Origin of the sequence: Streptomyces sp. NPDC059524, from assembly GCF_042749255.1 — a bacterium.
In the GTDB taxonomy this organism is placed as follows: Bacteria; Actinomycetota; Actinomycetes; order Streptomycetales; family Streptomycetaceae; genus Streptomyces; species Streptomyces xanthii.
In genome coordinates, this window is the sequence record NZ_JBHYTK010000007.1 from 38172 (window position 1) to 57536 (window position 19365).

Here is a 19365-nt window from a genome sequence, read left to right on the forward strand (position 1 = left end):
CCGATGGAGAGCCGAGGACACACCGAAACCGAACCAAGCGCTTGTTAGTGCCGCGAAACGTAGCACGGCGAATCTCGCACCGGTCAAGCATTTGTTTGGTGTTGATTCCGGCCCCTTGACCGGGCTCTCGACGCGCACCTACCGTGATGCGCGACCAAGCGTCTGCTTGTTCTGGGGGCGGCGCTCCGAGCACGAGAGGTGGGCGCGCGATGCGCGACTTCGGGAACAGGGCGGGCGTGGCCGTCGTGTCCGGCGGCTCCGGAGGGATCGGGGCCGCCGTCTGCCGCGGCCTGGCGGCCGCCGGTTCGGCCGTGGCCCTGACGTACCGGCGCAACAAGGAGCAGGCGGAGGCGGTCGCCGCCGAGCTGGCCTCCGCCCACGGGGTCCCCGTCACGACGGACCCGCTGGACCTGTCGGACGCGACCGCCACCCGCGACCATCTGGCCTCGGTGGTCTCCCGCTTCGGGGCGGTCCACACCGTGGTGCACTGCGCGGGCCCGCACGTCCCGATGACACACCTGTCCCGCGTCTCGCCGGAGCGCTGGCGCGAGCAGCTCGACGCGGACGCGTCCGCCTTCTTCAACCTTCTGCACGCCGCGCTGCCGGCCCTCCGCGAGAGCCGGGGCTCGGTGGTCGCGGTCACGACGGCGGCGACCCGCCGCTATCCGGTGCGTGACGGCCTGTCGGCTGGACCGAAGGCGGCGGTGGAGGCGCTGGCCCGCGCGTTCGCCGCCGAGGAGGGCCGGTTCGGGGTGCGGGTGAACTGCGTGGGGCCCGGGATGCTCACCGACGGGATGGCCGCGCGGCTGATGGACTCCGGCGATCTCGACCAGCGGGCCCTCGACGCCGCGATGGCCAACATCCCGCTGCGCACCTTCGGCACCGCCGAGGACATCGCCGAGGCCGTGTGCTTCCTGGCCTCCGACCGTGCGCGCTTCATCACCGGTCAGAAGCTCGACGTCGACGGCGGCTACGGAGTCTGAGCGGGCCCCGGCTCAGGCCCGGGCCCGGACGATCCGTCCCTCGGCCGTGCCGATCAGCAGCTCGCCGTCCGGGCCGGCGCTCAGACAGGTCGGCGTGTAGACGTGCGCTCCGAGTGCGAGCGGCTGCCGGCGCAGCACCGCGCCGTCCGTCCCGCGCAGGGTGAGCAGTTCGCAGGCCGGGCCGGCCGTCACGGCGTGGACGAGTCCGTCGTGCGCGTCGACCCCGGTGATCCCCGTGTCGAAGCGGTGCGCCCAGACCACGGCGCCGTCCGGGTAGGAGCGGCGTACGAGGTACGAGCCGTCGCGGCCTGTGCAGCCGTGGACGAGTCCGGCGCCGAGGGCGTCGTCCACGTACACGGCCGGGCCGCCGTGGTGAACCCCGAGGGAGTCGTCCCAGGACAGGGGGAACAGCCGCTCGATCCCCTCGGGGCCCGCCCGCACGACCCACTTCTCCAGCAGCGGGGGCTGCACGCCGGCGGGGCCGTCGCCGTACAGGAACAGCAGGTGCGGCGAGCGGCGGACCGGAAGGTCGAACGAGGTGTGGCACTCCCCCAGTTCGAGGGTGCCCAACTGCCGTCCCGTGGGGGTCAGGACGACGCTCGGGACGGGCGGCCAGTGCGCCCACGGGAAGAGGTCGCGCGAGTCCCTGGCCACCCAGGCGCCGTCCGTGCGGGCGGCGATGACGACCGGGAAGTCGAGGGCGAGTTCGGCGAGCGGGGCGCCGTCGGCCAGGGCGAACCGGCACAACCGGGTGCGGCGGTTGTCGCTGGTGCCGACCAGGACCGTGATCCAGACGCTCTCCTCGTCCGGGGTGACGTGGAGCCGGCAGCCGCTGCGTTCGAAGGTGTCCTCGGGCTCCGGCAGCGACCACAGCAGGGTGCCGTCCTGCGCCCAGCACTCCAGGAGCGTCCCGGTGGGCCGCGCGACGAGCACTCGGCCGTCGCTCAGCGCCTCCACCGCGGCGGGCCCGCTGCGCCTGCTCCAGGAGGTGCCGTGCTCCGCGGCGACAGCGGCCAGGTACCGCTGCGGGGCGTCCACCCCCGGGCCCTTCGCCGCGGTCCAGTCGACCTGCGCCGGTGCCTGCGGCCAGGCGGTCCGCGCGGCGAGCACGTCCGCCGTCACCCGGCTCCAGTCGTCGCGCTCGGCGACGGCGCGGGTGTACGCCACGTTCCCGAGGTCCTCGTAGTCGACGATCGGCGCGCTGAACGTCACCTCCAGGCGCCGCGCGTCGCGCCAGCTCAGCGCGACGACCTCGGCTCCGGCGACCTCCACGTCGACGCGACGGCGGGTCTCGGGCTCGTACAGGTGAAGTCCGCCCTGCGCCTCGAACTCGTCGCCCTCTCCCGTGCCCACGGCGAGCAGGGAAAGCACCGGGTGGAAGGTGAGCGTCTCGACTGCCCGTCCGAGCACCAGTTGGTCCCACAGGGCGAGATCGCTCGTCCGGTAGACGGCGACGCGCCCGCGGCCGTCACGGCCGTTCGCGTGGCAACTCACGGCGATCCACCGGCCGTCCGCGCTCACGTCGGTCGTGAAGGGGTGGCCGATCTCGGGGAACGGGTCGTCGGGTATCAGACGCATACGCATCGCGGGAGCCTATCCGGCCCTGCCTACAGGACGGTGAAGGCTCCCGCTTCGGCCGCCAGCACCGCCGCCCGCGCGTCCCTTTCCGGCTGGTCCGGGTCGGGTTCGGCGCGCAGCAGCAGGAGCCGGTGGTAGAGCGGTGCGGTCGCAGCGATCAGCAGGGCCCGAGCGTCGGTGTGCGGGGAGGGGAGTTCACCGCGCTCGACGGCTCGTTCGACCAGGACCGCGCACTGCGCGTACCGGTCCGCCCACAGCCGCGTCTGGGCCTGCGCCGCCTGTTCGGAGTGGAACGAGGCGGACATCAGGGCGACGGCGAGCGAGGGCCGCACCGCCAGGGACTCCTGGATCTCCCGGTTCAGGGCCGTCAGATCGCCGAGCAGCGAACCCGTGTCCGGGGGCCGCCAGTCGATCTCGCCCGCGGCGTCGATGACGTCGACGAGCAGTCCGCCGACGTCGCGCCAGCGCCGGTAGACGGTGGCGCGGTGCACGCCGGCGCGCGTCGCGACGCCCTCGATCGTGAGCGACTCGTGCCCGCCCTCGGCGAGTTCGGCGCGGACCGCGTCGAGGACCTGGGCTCGGATGCGGGCGGTGCGGCCGCCGGGGCGGCGGTCGGGCGCGGGGGCCATGGGTTCTGACATCGGGAATCCAGTATCCGGTTGATCCACGTCCGTGGGCTGTGACAGCATCTTAACGCAACAGTTGTCGCAGTAACGCTCCGCGCTTCCGCCACCCGCGTACGCACCACCTGCCGAGAGGTACCGCCTTCACGATGCCGCCCGTTCCCGCCGTGCCCGCCGATCCCACCGTGCTCCACCCGATGCCCGAGCACCCGCGCGTCGTCCTGCTCAAGCCGCTGGTGAAGTCGCCGCTGATCGAGGTCGGCGACTTCTCCTACTACGACGATCCGGACGACCCCACCGCGTTCGAGACGCGCAACGTCCTGTACCACTACGGGCCCGAGCGCCTGGTGATCGGCAAGTACTGCGCGCTGGGCACCGGCACGCGGTTCATCATGAACGGCGCCAACCACCGCATGGACGGCCCGTCGACGTTCCCCTTCCCCACCATGGGCGGCTCCTGGGCCGAGCATTTCGACCTGATCACAGGCCTGCCGGGGCGCGGGGACACGGTCGTCGGCAACGACGTGTGGTTCGGCCACGGCGCCATGGTCATGCCCGGGGTGCGGATCGGTCACGGAGCGATCATCGCCTCCGGCGCCGTGGTCACCGGCGACGTGCCGGACTACGGCATCGTGGGCGGCAACCCGTCTCGGCTCATCCGGACCCGCTACGAGCCGGCGGACGTCGCCCGGCTGCTCGCGGTCGCCTGGTGGGACTGGCCCGTCGAGCACATCACCGCGCACGTACGGACCATCATGTCGGGATCGATCGACGAACTGGAGGCGGCCGCCGCGCTGCTCCCCCGGCCCTGACCCCGTCCCCCCACCCCGGAAACGAGTGATCGAGCATGTCCCGCAGCCGCGCCCACATCGCGATGGTCGGCGTCCCCCTCGTCAGCCACGTCCTGCCCGGCCTCGCGGTGATCCGTGAACTGGTGGCCCGCGGTCACCGGGTCACGTACGCCGACGACCAGGTGATGGCCGAGCGGATCGAGGCCACCGGCGCCGAACTCGTCCCGTGCTCCTCCACGCTGCCCTTCGCCGACAACAAGTGGCCGGACGACCCCATCGCGGCCGCGTCCCTCTTCCTCGACGACGCGATCCAGGCGCTCCCGCAGTTGCGCGCCGCGTACGACGACGACCCGGCCGACCTGTACCTCTACGACATCGGGGCCTACGCGGCGCGCGCCCTGGCCGAGACGCAGGGCCGCCCACTCGCGCAGCTGTCCCCGACCTTCGTCGCCTGGGACGGCTACGAGGAGGAAGTCGCCGTGCATCTGCGGCAGTTGCCCGGTGCCGACGCGTACCGGGACAGGTTCGCGCGCTGGCTCACCGAGGCCGGGGCCGTCACCACCGACGTGGACGCGTTCTCCGGGCCGCCCGGCCGCTCCCTCGCCCTGATCCCGCGCGCGATGCAGCCGCACGCCGACCGGGTCGACACGGACGTCGTCACGTTCGTCGGGCCGTGCTTCGACACCCGTACGGGAGACGAGGGCTGGACGCGTCCGGCGGGGGCCGAGAAGGTGCTGCTGGTCTCGCTCGGGTCCGCGTACACGCGGCAGCCGGAGTTCTACCGCCAGTGCGTCGCCGCCTTCGGTGACCTGCCCGGATGGCACGTCGTGCTCCAGATCGGGCGCTACACCGACCCCGCCGAGCTGGGTGACGTACCGGCCGGCGTCGAGGTGCGCTCCTGGGTGCCGCAGCGGGCGATCCTGGAACAGGCGGACGCCTTCGTCACACACGCCGGGATGGGCGGCTGCGGCGAGGGCCTCCTCGCGGGCGTCCCGATGATCGCGGTACCGCAGGGCGCCGAGCAGTTCATGAACGCCGACCGCCTGGTCGAACTCGGAGTGGCCCGCCGCGTCGACACCGCCGACGCCACCGCCGGGACACTGCGCACGGCGCTGACCGAGCTGCTCGACGATCCCGAACGTCGCGCGCACAGCCGCCGGTTGCAGACGGAGGCCCGCGCCGAGGGCGGCACCCGACGCGCCGCGGACCTCATCGAGGCGATGCTGCCGCACTGAGCACAGCCGGATCACCCCCGCCCGTACACCCTCTGCAGCGCGACTGGAGACGTAGGACATGACGACGATAGGCATCATCCTCGGCACGACCCGTCCCGGCCGGGTCGGGCCCCAGATCGCGAGCTGGGTCGAGAAGACGGCCGGGGCCCGGGACGACGCCGCGTTCGAGGTCGTCGACATCGCCGACCACGACCTGCCGCTGTTCGACGAGCCGCGCTCGCCGCGCCTGGGCGACTACGAGCACGCGCACACCCGCGCGTGGGCGGCCACGATCGACGCGCTCGACGGATTCGTGTTCGTCACGCCCGAGTACAACCGGTCCATCCCGGCCGCGCTCAAGAACGCCATCGACTTCGTCTACCACGAGTGGAACCACAAGGCGGCCGGGTTCGTCGGCTACGGCAGCAACGTCGGCGGGGCCCGCGCCCTCGATCATCTGCGGCACATCGCCGGGGCGGTTCAGCTGACGGCCGTGCACACGCAGGTGCACCTGTCGTTGCAGAGCGACTTCGAGGCGTACACGACGTTCGCGCCCGCCGAGCGCCACGAGCGGGCCCTGGGGCAGTTGCTCGACGAGGTCGTCACGCTGACCTCGGCCCTCGCACCGATGCGCCGGCGCGGCTGACGCGGCTCCGCGCCGCGTTCAGCCGTGCAGGGCCGGGCGGTAGACGAGCTCCTGGGTGCGGCCGTCGAGGGTGCGCGTCTCGATCAGGTCGAGGTCGAAGTCCTCCGCCCCGGCGAAGATCGGGTCCAGGCCGGTGCGGCCCGTGATGACGGGGAAGACCGTGATCTGGACGCGGTCGACGAGTCCGGCCGCCATCAGGGCCCGGTTCATGGACAGGCTGCCGTGCGAGCGCAGCGGGACGTCGGACTCCTTCTTCAGGCGGGCCACGACGTCGACCGCGTCGCCGCTCACGACCGTGGCGTCCGGCCAGTCCAGGGGTTCCCGGAGCGTCGTCGACACGACCGTGAGCGGCAGGTTCCGCATCCGGGTGACCCACGGGTCGCGCACGCCCGGTTCGGTGTCCTCGGCCAGCATGCCGGCGAACGCCCGGTAGGTGTTCGCGCCGAGCACCATCCGCTGGTCCCGGTCGTACTGGCGGAGCCGGTGTTCGAGCAGTTCGGGGCCCTGTTTGCCCCAGTAGCCGGTCCAGTCGCCGCTCGCGGCGCCGAAGCCGTCGAGGCTGCTGAAGATGTCGAAGGTGTACGTGGCGGTCATGACGTGCTCCCGTGCGTGTGGCTGCCGGTGGGTGAGGAGAGGAGGATCGAAGACCTGTCGGTGGGTAGGACCGTCGGGGCCGGCGGAACTCATCGGCCGGCGGGCGGCGCGCGGGCGCCGCGGAGGCAAAGGGGTCCACTCTGCGCCATTGGCGGCCCCTTCGGCTCGATGATCCATGTCACTGTCGCCGAACCTTCAGTACGCGCCCACGCTGCCCTTAGCGTTGCCGAAACGAGCCGGGCACGATCCACGGTGCTCGTCACCGGCCAGGTGAAGGGGTCAGGATGTTCCGCAAGGTGTTGGTGGCCAACCGCGGGGAGATCGCGATTCGCGCGTTCCGCGCCGGCTACGAACTGGGGGCGCGCACCGTCGCCGTGTTCCCGCACGAGGACCGCAATTCGCTGCACCGGCTGAAGGCCGACGAGGCGTACGAGATCGGCGAGGCCGGCCATCCGGTGCGGGCCTATCTGTCGGTGGAGGAGATCATCCGCGCGGCCCGGCTCGCGGGGGCCGACGCCGTGTACCCGGGCTACGGATTCCTCTCCGAGAACCCCGAACTCGCGCGCGCCTGCGAGGAGGCGGGCATCACGTTCGTCGGCCCGTCCGTGCAGACGCTGGAGCTGACGGGCAACAAGGCGCGGGCCGTGGCCGCCGCGCGCGAGGCCGGGGTGCCGGTGCTCGGCTCCTCGGCGCCGTCCACCGACGTGGACGAACTGGTGGCGGCCGCCGAGGACATCGGCTTCCCCGTGTTCGTGAAGGCCGTCGCCGGCGGTGGCGGGCGCGGCATGCGGCGCGTCGACGACCCGGCGCTGCTGCGCGAGTCGATCGAGGCGGCGGCCCGCGAGGCCGAGTCGGCCTTCGGCGACGCGACGGTCTTCCTGGAGAAGGCCGTCGTCGACCCCCGCCACATCGAGGTGCAGATCCTCGCCGACGGCGAGGGCAACGTCATCCACCTGTTCGAGCGCGACTGCTCGGTACAGCGCCGCCACCAGAAGGTCATCGAGCTGGCGCCCGCGCCGAACCTCGACCCCGAGCTGCGCGAGCGGATCTGCGCCGACGCGGTGAAGTTCGCCCGCCGGATCGGCTACCGCAACGCGGGCACCGTGGAGTTCCTCCTCGACCGCGAGGGCAAGCACGTCTTCATCGAGATGAACCCGCGCATCCAGGTCGAGCACACGGTGACCGAGGAGGTCACCGACGTCGACCTGGTGCAGGCGCAGCTGCGCATCGCGTCCGGCGCGACCCTCGCCGACCTGGGCCTGTCGCAGGAGTCGGTCGTGCTGCACGGCGCCGCGCTCCAGTGCCGCATCACGACCGAGGACCCGGCGAACGGGTTCCGCCCTGACACCGGCATGATCAGCGCCTACCGCTCCCCCGGCGGTTCGGGCATCCGGCTCGACGGCGGTACGACGCACGCGGGCACCGAGGTCAGCGCCCACTTCGACTCCATGCTGGTGAAGCTGACCTGCCGGGGCCGGGACTTCCGTACGGCCGTGGACCGGGCGCGGCGGGCCGTCGCCGAGTTCCGCATCCGTGGTGTGTCGACGAACATCCCGTTCCTGCAGGCCGTGCTCGACGACGCGGACTTCCAGGCGGGGCGCGTCACCACCTCGTTCATCGAGGAGCGGCCACACCTGCTGACGGCCCGTCACTCGGCGGACCGGGGCACGAAGCTGCTGACGTACCTCGCGGACGTGACGGTGAACAAGCCGCACGGCCCGCGCCCCGAGCTGATCTCGCCCGCCTCCAAGCTGGCGCCGCTGCCCGCGGGCGAGCCGCCGGCCGGGTCGCGGCAGCGGCTCGCGGAGCTCGGGCCCGAGGGCTTCGCCCGGAGTCTGCGGGACGCGCCGACGCTCGGCGTCACCGACACCACGTTCCGCGACGCCCACCAGTCGCTGCTCGCCACCCGGGTGCGCACCAAGGACCTGCTGGCCGTCGCCCCGACGGTGGCGCACACGCTGCCGCAGCTGCTCTCGCTCGAATGCTGGGGCGGCGCCACGTACGACGTCGCGCTGCGCTTCCTCGCCGAGGACCCGTGGGAGCGGCTCGCAGCCCTGCGCGAGGCCGTGCCGAACATCTGTCTGCAGATGCTGCTGCGCGGTCGCAACACCGTGGGGTACACGCCGTACCCGACCGAGGTGACCGACGCGTTCGTGCAGGAGGCGGCCGCCACCGGCATCGACATCTTCCGCATCTTCGACGCGCTCAACGACGTCGACCAGATGCGGCCCGCGATCGAGGCCGTACGGGAGACCGGCACCGCCGTCGCGGAGGTCGCGCTCTGCTACACGTCCGACCTGTCGGACCCGGCGGAGAAGCTGTACACGCTGGACTACTACCTGCGGCTCGCCGAGAAGATCGTCGACGCGGGCGCGCACGTCCTCGCGGTCAAGGACATGGCCGGTCTGCTGCGCGCCCCGGCCGCGGCCACGCTCGTCTCGGCGCTGCGCCGCGAGTTCGACCTGCCGGTGCACCTGCACACGCACGACACGGCCGGCGGGCAGCTCGCGACGTACCTCGCGGCGATCCAGGCCGGGGCGGACGCGGTGGACGGCGCGGTGGCCTCCATGGCCGGGACCACCTCGCAGCCGTCGCTGTCGGCGATCGTCGCGGCGACCGACCACTCGGCGCGCCCCACGGGCCTGGACCTCCAGGCGGTCGGTGACCTGGAGCCGTACTGGGAGAGCGTGCGCAAGATCTACGCCCCGTTCGAGGCGGGTCTGGACGCACCGACCGGGCGGGTCTACCACCACGAGATCCCCGGCGGACAGCTGTCCAACCTGCGCACGCAGGCCGTCGCACTCGGCCTCGGCGACCGCTTCGAGGACGTCGAGTCGACGTACGCGGCGGCCGACCGGATGCTGGGCCGGCTGGTGAAGGTGACGCCGTCGTCGAAGGTCGTGGGCGACCTCGCGCTGCACCTGGTGGGCGCGGGCGTGGAGCCCGCCGAGTTCGAGGCGACGCCGAACCGGTTCGACATTCCGGACTCGGTGATCGGCTTCCTGCACGGCGAGCTGGGCACGCCTCCCGGCGGCTGGCCGGAGCCGTTCCGCAGCAAGGCCCTGGAAGGCCGGGCCGGCCCCAAGCCGGTCCAGGACCTGAGCGCCGAGGACCGCGACGGCCTCGCCAAGGACCGCCGCGCGACCCTCAACCGGCTGCTGTTCCCTGGTCCGACGAAGGCCTTCGAGACGCATCGCGAGGCCTACGGCGACACCAGCGTGCTCGACAGCAAGGACTTCTTCTACGGGCTGCGCCCGGGCAAGGAGTACAGCGTCGACTTCGGACCCGGTGTGCGGCTGCTGATCGAGCTGGAGGCGGTCGGCGAGGCCGACGAGCGGGGGATGCGCACGGTGCTGTCCACGCTCAACGGACAGCTGCGGCCGATCCAGGTGCGGGACAACGCGGCCGCGGCCGATCTGCCCGTGACCGAGAAGGCCGACAAGGGCGACCCGGGTCACGTCGCGGCGCCGTTCGCCGGTGTGGTCACGCTGTCGGTCGCCGAGGGCGACCAGGTCGAGGCCGGTGCGACGGTGGCGACGATCGAGGCGATGAAGATGGAGGCCTCGATCACGGCGCCGCGGGGCGGGCGTGTCTCGCGTCTCGCGATCTCCAGGATCCAGCAGGTGGAGGGCGGCGACCTGCTCGTCGAGATCCGGTGAACTGAGGGGCTGTGATGAGGTGAGCGGCCGGGGCGGCATGATCCGTCCCGGCCGCCGCCGTGTGCTCACGGCTCCTCCGGGCCGTCCTCGTCGAGCTCGAACCAGACCGTCTTGCCCTCGGGCTCGGGCCGGATGTTCCACCGGTGGGCCAGCAGGTCGAGCAGGACGAGGCCGCGGCCGGAGGAGGAGAGCTCGCCGGGGGCGCGGCGGTGCGGGACCTCGTCGCTGCGGTCGGAGACCTCGACGCGCAGCCGGCGCCGGCCGTGCGTGCCGTGGATGTCGGCGCGCAGCGCGGCGGCCTGCTCGGTGTGGACGAGGACGTTGCCGAGAAGCTCGGAGACGAGCAGGAGGACGGTGTCGACCTGTTCGGGGCGGGCCCAGTCGTGGAGCAGGCCCTGGAACTCGATGCGGGCGTCGGCGAGGCCCTGGGCCTGGTCCTGTTCGAGGGTGAAGCGCAGGTTCCGGCCGGTGCCGTCGACGGGGACGGCGGACGGGTCGCGGCGCAGGAGCAGCAGCGCGATGTCGTCCTCGGTGAAGGCTGCGGCGGGCTGCTCGCCCTTCCGCGCCTCCGTCGGTGCGACGACGGCGTTCATGAGCCGGTCGGCGAGTCCGCCGAGGTCGCCTGCGCTGCCGGGTTCGAGCGCGTCGCGCACGCGCAGCCATCCGGTGTACATGTCGTGGCCGCCGGACTCGATCAGTCCGTCGGTGCACAGCATCATGATCTCGTTCTCGCGCAGGGTGACGACGCTGACGGGGTAGTCGTCCTCGTCGAGGTCGAGGCCGAGGGGCAGGCCGCCCCGCACGTGCTTGAGCACGCAGGTGCCGTCGGGGAGGCGCAGGACGGGGTGCGGGTGGCCGGCGCGGGCGATGCGGAGGGTGCCGGTGGCGGGGTCGGCCTCCAGGTAGATGCAGGTGGCGAAGCGGTCCTCGCCCAGGGAGGCGAGGAAGTGCGAGGCGCGCACCAGGACGGCGTCGGGGCCGTGGCCCTCGGCGGCGTAGGCGTGGATGGCGGTGCGCAGCCGGGACATGAGTCCCGCGGCCTGCAGGTCGTGGCCCTGGACGTCGCCGATGACGAGGCCGAGGCGGCCGCCGGGCAGGGTGATGCTGTCGAACCAGTCGCCGCCGACCATGAGGCCGCCGCCGGTGGGGACGTAGCGGGCGGCGACGCTGAGCCCGTCGACGCCGGAGCCGACCCCGCCGAGGCTGTTGCGCAGGGTCTGGGACAGGGCGCGGTCGGCCTGGCCGTCGTAGGTCTGCTCGATGCTCTGGCCGAGGAGCCGGGCGACGGTCATGAGGAAGACGCCCAGGCCGTCGGTGATCGTGACGGGGGCGTCGAAGGCGGCCATCCACACGCCGGTGAGCTGGCCGTACGTGGTCAGGGGCAGGAAGGCCCAGGCCTGGTGTCCGGCGTGGGCGGACAGGGAGTGGCCCTCGGGGAAGCGCTCGCGGAACTCCTCCGGGGAGGCGAGGAAGACCGGCCGTCCGGTCCGGGCGACCTGGGCGGCGGGGTGCACGGCGTCCAGCGGCATGCGGTACGCGTCCCGCCCGTCGTCGCGCAGCCCCAACTGGCCGACGCAGTGCAGCGTTTCCCGGTCCGCGCGGAACACGGCCTGGCTGCACAGGGGCAGTGAGGGGTCGGTCAGTCCGGAGATCAGGGTGAGGGCCTCGCCCAGTGAGGCGACGCGGGCCAGGGCGTGGCCGGTGACGAGGAGGTCGGCGCCGCGGTGGCGCAGGTCGTCCGGCGGCCGGCCCGAACCGCCGGTGGCCGGTCCCGCCAGTCGGTTGAGGGCGTCGACCTGGCGCATCTCGGCGTCGTACTCCTCGGTGTTGCCGTGTTCGCGCCCGCCACCCACGTGCGGCACTCCCGTCTGCTCGGCGCCCTGTGATCTCTCCCGCTTTCTCCATGTTCCGTCGATCGGCCCGCCCTCGCCTGCTCACGGGCACCGGGGACGGCCATCCGTGACGAGTCGGCGCCGCGGCATTGACGGATGCATGCCCAGGAGAGAAAGATCGACGGGCACCCCCTTTGACAACGTTGTCGCACGAGAGGATCGCGATGCGAGCGTTTAGACGCGCGTTCACCGCCGCCTTGATCGCCACCACTCTGGCCGCCGCCTCCGTCACCGCCACGGGCGCCGCGAGCGCCCGTGAGCAGGGGCCGGAGTTCGCCGCGGACCCCACCACGCTGGTCGACACCTCGATCGGCAACAACGGCGACGGGACCACCTTCCCGGGCGCGTCCACGCCCTTCGGCATGGTGCAGCTGAGCCCCGACACCCAGCTGAACAAGTACGCCTCCTACGACTACGCGCAGGACAGCATCCTCGGCTTCAGCCACACGCACCTCTCGGGCGTCGGCTGCCAGACGATGGGCAACATTCGGTTCATGCCGACGACCGGGGACGTCACGTCCTCGGACCCCGCGCAGTACCGGGCCAAGTTCAGCCATGACAACGAGACCCGCTCGCCCGGCTACTACGGCGTGAAGTTCGACAACGGCATCGAGGCCGAGCTGTCGGCGACGCAGCGGACGGGTCAGCACCGGTACACGTTCCCGAGCGGGTCCGGCGCGCAGAACGTGCTGATCGAGGCCGGTGAGAGCAATGGCGGCACGTTCGCCGGCGGCCTCAAGGTGGTCGGCGACGACACCGTGGAGGGCTGGGTCCAGGGCGGCAACTTCTGCTGGGAGACCGTCAAGGAGCGCTACCGGGTCTACTTCAGCGCCAAGTTCGACCGCAAGTTCTCGACGTTCGGCACGTGGACGGACGGCACGCTCACGCCGGGCAAGCGCGAGGCGCAGCGCGGCACGAAGCGGGCGGGCGCCTGGCTGTCCTTCGACCGGGACAAGGGCGACCGGGTGGGCGCCTCGGTGGGCCTGTCCTACACGTCGGTCGACGGGGCGCGCCTGAACCGGCGGGCGGAGCAGCCGGAGTCCTTCGACAAGGTCCGCTCGGCCGCGCACGACACGTGGCGGGACGAGCTGAACCGGATGCGGGTGGCCGGCGGCAGCAAGGCCGACCAGCGCACCTACTACAGCGCGCTCTACCACTCGCTGCTGCACCCGTCGGTCGGCTCCGACGTCGACGGCCGTTACCGGGGCTTCGACGACCAGGTGCACCGCTCGGACTCGCCCTACTACCAGATGTTCTCCCTGTGGGACACGTACCGTTCGCAGAACCAGCTGGTGGCGCTGCTGAACCCGGACAAGGCCACGGACATGGCCAAGTCGCTGCTGCGGGTCTACGAGGACGGCGGCTGGCTGCCGCGCTGGGGGCTCGGCAACGGCGAGACGAACGTGATGAGCGGTGACCCCGTCACCCCGTGGATCGTCGACCTCTACAACCGCGGTCTGCTCGACGACCGCACCGCGCGCGGCCTGTTCGACGCGCTGTGGAAGAACGTCAACGAGGTCCCCCAGGACCAGTCCGTCTTCCGCGGCCGCGACGGCAATCCGACGTACGTGAAGAACGGCTTCATCGGCTACCAGGACCTGCCGGGCTACCAGTTCGGTGACACACGGCAGGCGGGCTCGGCGACGCTGGAGTACGCGCTCGGCGACTGCGCGCTGTCCACGATGGCCCGCGGGCTCGGCCACGAGGACAAGGCGGACCTGCTGGCGGGACGCTGCGACAACTTCACCAAGCTGTGGGACTCCGGCATCTCGTCGAAGGGCTTCACCGGCTTCCCCGTGGCGAAGAAGGCGGACGGCACGCCGGCCGGCGACACGGACCCGACCCAGTCGGGCGCCTTCCACGAGGGCACGGCCTGGCAGTACCAGTGGCTGGCCCAGCAGGACCCGCAGACCCTGTACGGGCTGATGGGCGGGGCGGGCGCGGCCGAGCAGCGGCTCGACACGTTCTTCGACATGCCGACGGTGCTCACCGACCCGGCGAAGGCCGCCTCGGAGTCCTGGGTGAACGGCGCCTACGACTACCACAACAACTTCGCGTTCAACCCGAACAACGAGCCGGACTTCCACGCGCCGTGGATGTACACGTGGACGGGCGCGCCGTGGAAGACGTCGGCGGTACTGCGCGCGATGCGGACGCTGTTCACGGACGACGCGTACGGGATGCCCGGCAACGACGACCTCGGGGCGACCTCGTCGCTGCTGGTCTTCGCGATGGCCGGGATCTTCGAGGCGCAGCCCGGGTCGGCGAACTACATCGTCACGGCCCCGATGTTCGACAAGGTCGAGATCCGGCCCGCGCACGGCAAGCCGATCGCGATCGAGGCGCCGGCCGCCGACGCGTCGAAGACGCAGTACGTGTCCTCGGTGCGGACGGACGCGGGGCCGCTCCAGCGGAGCTGGCTGTCGCACCGGGAGCTGCAGGACGCCGGGTCGATCGACGTCACGCTCTCCGGGCAGCCGACGCGCTGGGGTGTCGACGCGGCGCCGCCGGCGGTGGCGCAGGACTGAGCGGTCGCCTGATGTGAACGGGTGCGGGGCGGGGTGCCTTCGGGGCGCCTCGCCCCGCACCCTTTTCACGCGGTCGCCAGGTGGGGCTCGGGCCGCGCGGTGAGGCGGCCGGTGCGGGCGAGCGCGGCGACGGAGGCGGCGCAGCCCAGGCCGGTGAGGGTGAGCGCGCTCCAGGTCAGCCACAGGGCGTCGTGCCGTGCGGCGAAGTCCCACAGGGCGCCGGTCGCCAGGTTGCCGAGGGTGATGCCGAGGCCCGAGACGGTGTTGTAGAGCCCGTAGTGCGTGGCGACCAGGCGGTTGCCGGACAGGGTGACGACGGTGTCCATCTCGAAGGGGTAGGCGACGGCGCCGCCCAGGGCGAGCAGGGTCACCGTCAGGACGAGCGCGCCGAGTACGGGCCAGGCCGCGTCGAACGGGACCAGGGCGAGCGGCAGGAACGCGAGCCCCATGACGGTCAGTCCGCGCACCAGCGCCCGCGGCGGGCTCCACCTCGCCTTCGCCCAGCCGGTGAGGCGCAGTTGGCCCGCCACGGCGACGGCGGCCGACGCCACGAACAGGAGGCTGGTCGCCCAGGTGCCTCGCTCCCCCAGCGCGCTCCGCGCCGCGAGCGGGAGGGCCAGGTAGACCTGGAAGGTCAGTACGTACGAGCCGATCATGGCGAGGGCGAACAGCAGGAAGGGCCGGTTGGCGACGACCGTGCGCCACTGGGCGAGCACGCTCTCGTCGGCGGCGTCCTCCTGCCGGGTGCGGTCGGATGCCGTGCCGCGGCGGGCGGGCAGGGCGCGCGCCTGGAGGACCGTGAGGCCGGCGAAGACGGCGGCCGCGGTGGTGCACACCAGCCGGAAGTCGGCGGCCAGCAGGGCGAGTCCGACGAGCGGGCCGAGGAGCATGCCGGCCTGGTAGTAGACGTTGAAGGTGGCGAAGGCGTCGACGCGCCGCTCCCCCGCCTCGGCGGCCAGGTAGGCGCGCACGGCCGGGTTGAACAGGGCGCCCGCGAATCCGGTGGCGGCGGAGGCCGCGATCAGCGTGGGCAGGTTGTCCACCCAGCCGAGCAGGGCGAACCCGACCGTGCGCAGCAGGCAGCCGGCCATGATCGGGGCCTTGTAGCCGAGGCGGTCGGCGAGGGTGCCGCCGATGAGGAACATGCCCTGCTGCGAGAAGTTCCGTACGCCCAGGACGAGTCCGACGGCCCAGGCGGCGAGGCCGAGCGAGCCGGAGAGATGGGCGGCGAGGTAGGGCATGAGCATGTAGAAGGCGAGGTTGATGGCGAACTGATTGACCATCAACAGTCGCACGGGGGCCGGGAAGGAGCGGGTCTGCCGCCACAGGCCGGTCATCGCCGGGCCCCGGTGGCCGTCCCGGCGGTGCGGTGCGGCCGCGCCGCGTCGGGGCCGAGGGGGTCGGTGACGTGGGTGCAGCGGGTCCAGCGGGTGACGACGCGGTCGGCGGGATGCGCGATCTCGTCGGGGTCGTCGGCCGGCGGCCGGTCGAGCAGCCCGTGCTCATGGCCGTAGGCGTCGTCGAAGACGGTGCCGATGTAGCGCTGCGGGCCGTCGGGGAACACGGTGACGATGCGCTCCTCCGCGGGGCGGGTGCGGGCCAGCCACCGGGACACGAGGGCGACCGCGCCGACGCTCCAGCCGCCGGTGGCGTAGTGCTGTCGCGCCAGGTTCCGTGCCGCCCAGACTGATTCGGGGGCGGCCACCCAGTGCACCTCGTCGAAGAGGTCGTAGGCGACGTTGCGCGGATAGATGCTGCTGCCCAGGCCCCGCATCAGGCGGGTGGCGGCGGGCTGGCCGAAGATCGTCGACCCGGTGGTGTCGACGCCGACGACACGCAGGCGAGGGAAGTAGCCGCGCAGGACGGACGCGATGCCCGCCGAGTGCCCGCCCGTGCCGACGGACACGACCAGGGTGTCGATGCGGCCGAGCTGCGCGACGAGTTCGTGAGCGAGCGGGGCGTAGGCGGCCACGTTGTCGGGGTTGTGGTACTGGTCGGGGCACCAGGCCGTGGGGTCCTCGGCGAGCAGTCGCGCGACGCGCAGGCGCCGGGCCTCCTGCCAGCCGCCCTCCGGGTGCGGGTCCTCCACGAGGTCGACCTCCGCGCCGTAGGCGGTGAGCAGGCCGGTCATGAGCGGCTCCATGCCGGGGTCGGTGACGACGGTGACGGGGTGTCCGAACGTGGCGCCGGCCAGGGCGAGTCCGAGGCCGAGGGTGCCGGAGGTGGACTCGACGATCCGCGCGCCGGGCAGGAGCCGGCCGCGCTCGCGGGCGGCGCGCACCATGTGGAGGGCGGTGCGGTCCTTGATGCCGCCGGGGTTGTGGCCTTCGAGCTTCGCCCAGAAGCCGCGGCCCTCGGCCGTGAACGGGGCGCCGATCCACAGGACGGGCGTGTCACCGACGAGTCCGCCGGGGGTGTGCTGGGGGCGCTTGGTGTCGGCGAGGAGCCGGGCGGGGGCGTCCAGGTGTGTCGGGGTGTGGGTCGGGGTGGTGGCGTGTGTCGTGACGTGGGGCGTGGTCTGTGCCGTGGTGGGGGTCATCGCGTGAGTCATGGCGTGCTTCTCCTGCGGCGCCGTCGGCAGGGGTGGTCGGAGACCTGAGGGTTCCGGGGCCGTGCCGGTTCGGGGCCGCTTGCTGGGCGGAGTCTGGTGGGCCGGGGCGTCGTCCTGGCGGGGGCGCGGTGGGTGCCGCGGAGGACCGGCGGGACGGCGCGGGGCCGGTCAGGTCCGCCAGATGCCCAGGTGGGCCCTCTGCTGTCCGGCGGGGGCGGCGAGGCGGGGGCCGCTGTCCCCGAACGGTCTGCGGGGCGTGGGCTCGGCCGCCGGGTCGAGGTCCGCGCCGGGGAGGGTGACGGGGGTGAGGTCGGCGGCCGGCTGGAGGCCGCGCGGGGCCTGCACGCTCGGCTCGTCGGTCCCCGAGCACTGTGCGTCGTCCTGGTGACCGTCGTGGCGGGCGTCGTCGCCGAAGTGCGCGTGTGGTCCGGCGGGTTGGCCGCACGGGGTGGGCGCGACGGCTGTGATCGTGTCGGCGCGGCCGGCGGCGGAGGCGACGGGGCCGTGGGCGCAGCACAGGAGATGGACGAGGGCGGCCAGCAGCACGGCGAGGATCGCGCCGGTGCGGTGACCGGGGCGGCTCCTGTCGTGACGTGCGGACGAGATCCTCATGACGACAGAGAGTAATCGGGTGAGCGCATAAAGTGCGCGTGAAGATCGGTCGGGGCGGGTCGCCCGGCGGCGGGGCCGGGATCGGCCGGACCTCAACGGCCCCAAGGGTGCGGTCGTCCCGGAAGGGGCGCTTCCGGGACGCGCGAGCGCCGCCGGGCCGGTCGGCCATGATCGCCGGATCGGGTGAACCCGGGCCCGCGCGGGAACCCGGATCGGCCTCTACGGCGGCTGCGCGCTGGATGAAGCCTGATGAATCGCGCACCCGGCGCCGGGGGTGCAGCCTTGCCCACCCGTGCCGCCCCAGGCGGCAGACTGCCCAAGGCCAGGTCGGCGCAACCGGATACGCACCCGGTGCCGGGGTGCTGTCCAAGGCCGGAGCCCCGGCCTGACGCGGCTCCGTCGCTCGGGCGAGTCCCACCACGGCGGCGGCACACCCGGCACCTCCGCTCGGCCCCTGCTGCGGCACCGCAGGAGCCGACCCGGCGGCAACGCCCACCCGTACGCGTACCTCACCGCCCCACCCTCCACCTCCCCGTCCCCACCACGACCGGCACCAGCGCCCCCGTGCAGAACGCCAGTACCCCGAACCCCCAGCCCAGCGAGGCCCCCGCGGCGATGGACGCCACCAGCAACGGGCCGCCCGCGTCGCCGAGTTCCCGTCCCAGTTCCGCCGCGCCCATCGTCTGGCCGATCCGTTCCTCGGGAGTCGCCGCGGCCAGTGCCGCGAAGCCGATGGGTGTGATCAGCCCGGTCCCGGCCCCGATCAGCACCGCCGCCCCCACGAGCGCCGCGATCCCGGGCAGTGCGGCCACCGCCAGCCCGCCCGCCGTCACCGCGAGCCCCGCGCTCAGTCCGCCCCGCGCGCTCAGGCGCCCCGCGTCCAGCGCCCGTCCTGCCCACGGCTGCACGACCGCCGCGCAGGCCGCGAGGACCGAGACGACCGCGCCCGTGGCGACGGGTGACAGACCGTCGGCCCGGCCGGACAGCGGGAGGAAGCCGACGCCGACCGACATGGCGGCGGTCGCCGCGGCCAGCGCGGCGACGGGCCGCAGGAACACCCCGTCGGTGAGCCGCCGGACCAGATCCGCGAGGGTCTGCCGGCGCTTGGGCAGCGGCGGCACGACGGGCACCGCGAGCAGTGCCCAGCCCGCGACCACGACCGCGAGCACCGTCAGCACGGCGAACAGGAGGGTCAGCCCGCCGAGCCACACGAGCACGCCGCCGATCAGGGGGCCCGCCGTGTATCCGAGGCTCTTCCAGAAGCCGTACGAGCCGAAGGCACGCCCGTGTGCGGCCTGCGGGTTGAGCCGGGCGACCAGTGCGGACGCGGCCGGCGAGAACGCGGAGGCCGCCGCGCCCTGGCCCAGGCGGGCCGCCCACAGCCGGCCCGGGTCGCGCACGGCCACGTAGAGCGCGGAGGCGAGGGCGAAGGCGATGAGGCCGCCCATGAGAACGCGCCGGGGGCCGACGCGGTCGGCGAGGGTGCCGAAGACCGGCTTGAGGACCACCTCCGCGCCGTCGTAGAGGGCGAGGAGCACACCGAGGTACAGGACGGAGGACGCCAGGTCCGTGTCCCCGGCGCCGAGGCTGGCGGCGATGCCGTGCGCCCCGAACGCGGTGATGAAGCCCGCGGCGTACAGCGGCCCCGTCCGGCGCCGCCCCGCCCCCGCACCCTTCGTTTCACCCACCGGATC

General features: G+C 73.1%; 14 protein-coding genes. 6 read left to right on the plus strand and 8 right to left on the minus strand.

The window, feature by feature from the left end:
* Positions 1-209: 209 nt before the first annotated feature.
* On the plus strand, positions 210-983 hold the full coding sequence (locus ACFW9D_RS03260) for an SDR family NAD(P)-dependent oxidoreductase (protein ID WP_188335324.1): 774 nt from the start codon (positions 210-212) through the stop codon (positions 981-983).
* Between the two features lie 12 nt (positions 984-995).
* On the opposite strand, the gene ACFW9D_RS03265 is transcribed toward ACFW9D_RS03260, so the two are convergent.
* Both ACFW9D_RS03265 and ACFW9D_RS03270 read right to left on the minus strand, forming a co-directional pair.
* On the minus strand, positions 996-2567 hold the full coding sequence (locus ACFW9D_RS03265) for a hypothetical protein (RefSeq protein WP_384617164.1): 1572 nt from the start codon (positions 2565-2567) through the stop codon (positions 996-998).
* 23 nt (positions 2568-2590) lie between these two features.
* Positions 2591-3202, minus strand: a complete 612-nt coding sequence (locus ACFW9D_RS03270; protein WP_384617167.1) for a TetR/AcrR family transcriptional regulator — start codon at positions 3200-3202, stop codon at positions 2591-2593.
* A 131-nt stretch (positions 3203-3333) separates the two neighbouring features.
* Between ACFW9D_RS03270 and ACFW9D_RS03275 the strand changes: the two genes are divergently transcribed.
* From ACFW9D_RS03275 to ACFW9D_RS03285, 3 genes are read left to right on the plus strand one after another with little or no spacing between them, the layout of a single operon-like run.
* A complete protein-coding gene (locus ACFW9D_RS03275; RefSeq protein WP_384617169.1) occupies positions 3334-3996 on the plus strand; it encodes a CatB-related O-acetyltransferase in 663 nt (220 codons plus the stop codon).
* A gap of 35 nt (positions 3997-4031) precedes the next feature.
* A complete protein-coding gene (locus ACFW9D_RS03280) occupies positions 4032-5210 on the plus strand; it encodes a macrolide family glycosyltransferase (RefSeq protein ID WP_384617172.1) in 1179 nt (392 codons plus the stop codon).
* A gap of 58 nt (positions 5211-5268) precedes the next feature.
* Positions 5269-5835, plus strand: a complete 567-nt coding sequence (locus ACFW9D_RS03285) for an NADPH-dependent FMN reductase (protein WP_188335328.1) — start codon at positions 5269-5271, stop codon at positions 5833-5835.
* A gap of 18 nt (positions 5836-5853) precedes the next feature.
* Here ACFW9D_RS03285 and ACFW9D_RS03290 read toward each other — a convergent pair whose 3' ends face one another.
* Positions 5854-6429 carry a dihydrofolate reductase family protein gene (locus ACFW9D_RS03290; RefSeq protein WP_188335329.1) on the minus strand — a complete coding sequence of 192 codons (576 nt, stop codon included), beginning with the start codon at positions 6427-6429 and terminating at the stop codon, positions 5854-5856.
* A gap of 284 nt (positions 6430-6713) precedes the next feature.
* On the opposite strand from ACFW9D_RS03290, the gene ACFW9D_RS03295 reads away from it, so the two are divergent.
* Positions 6714-10088: a pyruvate carboxylase gene (locus tag ACFW9D_RS03295; RefSeq protein ID WP_384617176.1), complete on the plus strand. Its 3375-nt coding sequence runs from the start codon at positions 6714-6716 to the stop codon at positions 10086-10088.
* Positions 10089-10153: 65 nt separating this feature from the next.
* Here the strand turns inward: ACFW9D_RS03295 and ACFW9D_RS03300 are convergent, their stop codons facing one another.
* Positions 10154-11941 (minus strand): SpoIIE family protein phosphatase, encoded by a 1788-nt coding sequence (locus tag ACFW9D_RS03300; RefSeq protein ID WP_384617178.1) that lies wholly within the window; start codon positions 11939-11941, stop codon positions 10154-10156.
* A 203-nt stretch (positions 11942-12144) separates the two neighbouring features.
* Between ACFW9D_RS03300 and ACFW9D_RS03305 the strand changes: the two genes are divergently transcribed.
* The gene (locus tag ACFW9D_RS03305; protein WP_384617179.1) at positions 12145-14508 is read left to right on the plus strand and encodes a GH92 family glycosyl hydrolase; all 2364 of its coding nucleotides are present in this window, start codon (positions 12145-12147) and stop codon (positions 14506-14508) included.
* 65 nt (positions 14509-14573) lie between these two features.
* Here ACFW9D_RS03305 and ACFW9D_RS03310 read toward each other — a convergent pair whose 3' ends face one another.
* From ACFW9D_RS03310 to ACFW9D_RS03325, 4 genes are all read right to left on the minus strand, one after another.
* Complete coding sequence (locus tag ACFW9D_RS03310; protein WP_384617181.1) at positions 14574-15845, minus strand: MFS transporter; 1272 nt, start codon at positions 15843-15845, stop codon at positions 14574-14576.
* A complete protein-coding gene (locus ACFW9D_RS03315; protein WP_384617184.1) occupies positions 15842-17059 on the minus strand; it encodes a PLP-dependent cysteine synthase family protein in 1218 nt (405 codons plus the stop codon). The genes ACFW9D_RS03310 and ACFW9D_RS03315 overlap by 4 nt, the downstream gene beginning before the upstream one ends.
* 168 nt (positions 17060-17227) lie before the next feature.
* Positions 17228-17671, minus strand: a complete 444-nt coding sequence (locus ACFW9D_RS03320) for a hypothetical protein (RefSeq protein WP_384617187.1) — start codon at positions 17669-17671, stop codon at positions 17228-17230.
* A 509-nt stretch (positions 17672-18180) separates the two neighbouring features.
* A complete protein-coding gene (locus ACFW9D_RS03325; protein WP_384617189.1) occupies positions 18181-19359 on the minus strand; it encodes an MFS transporter in 1179 nt (392 codons plus the stop codon).
* Positions 19360-19365: the final 6 nt, after the last annotated feature.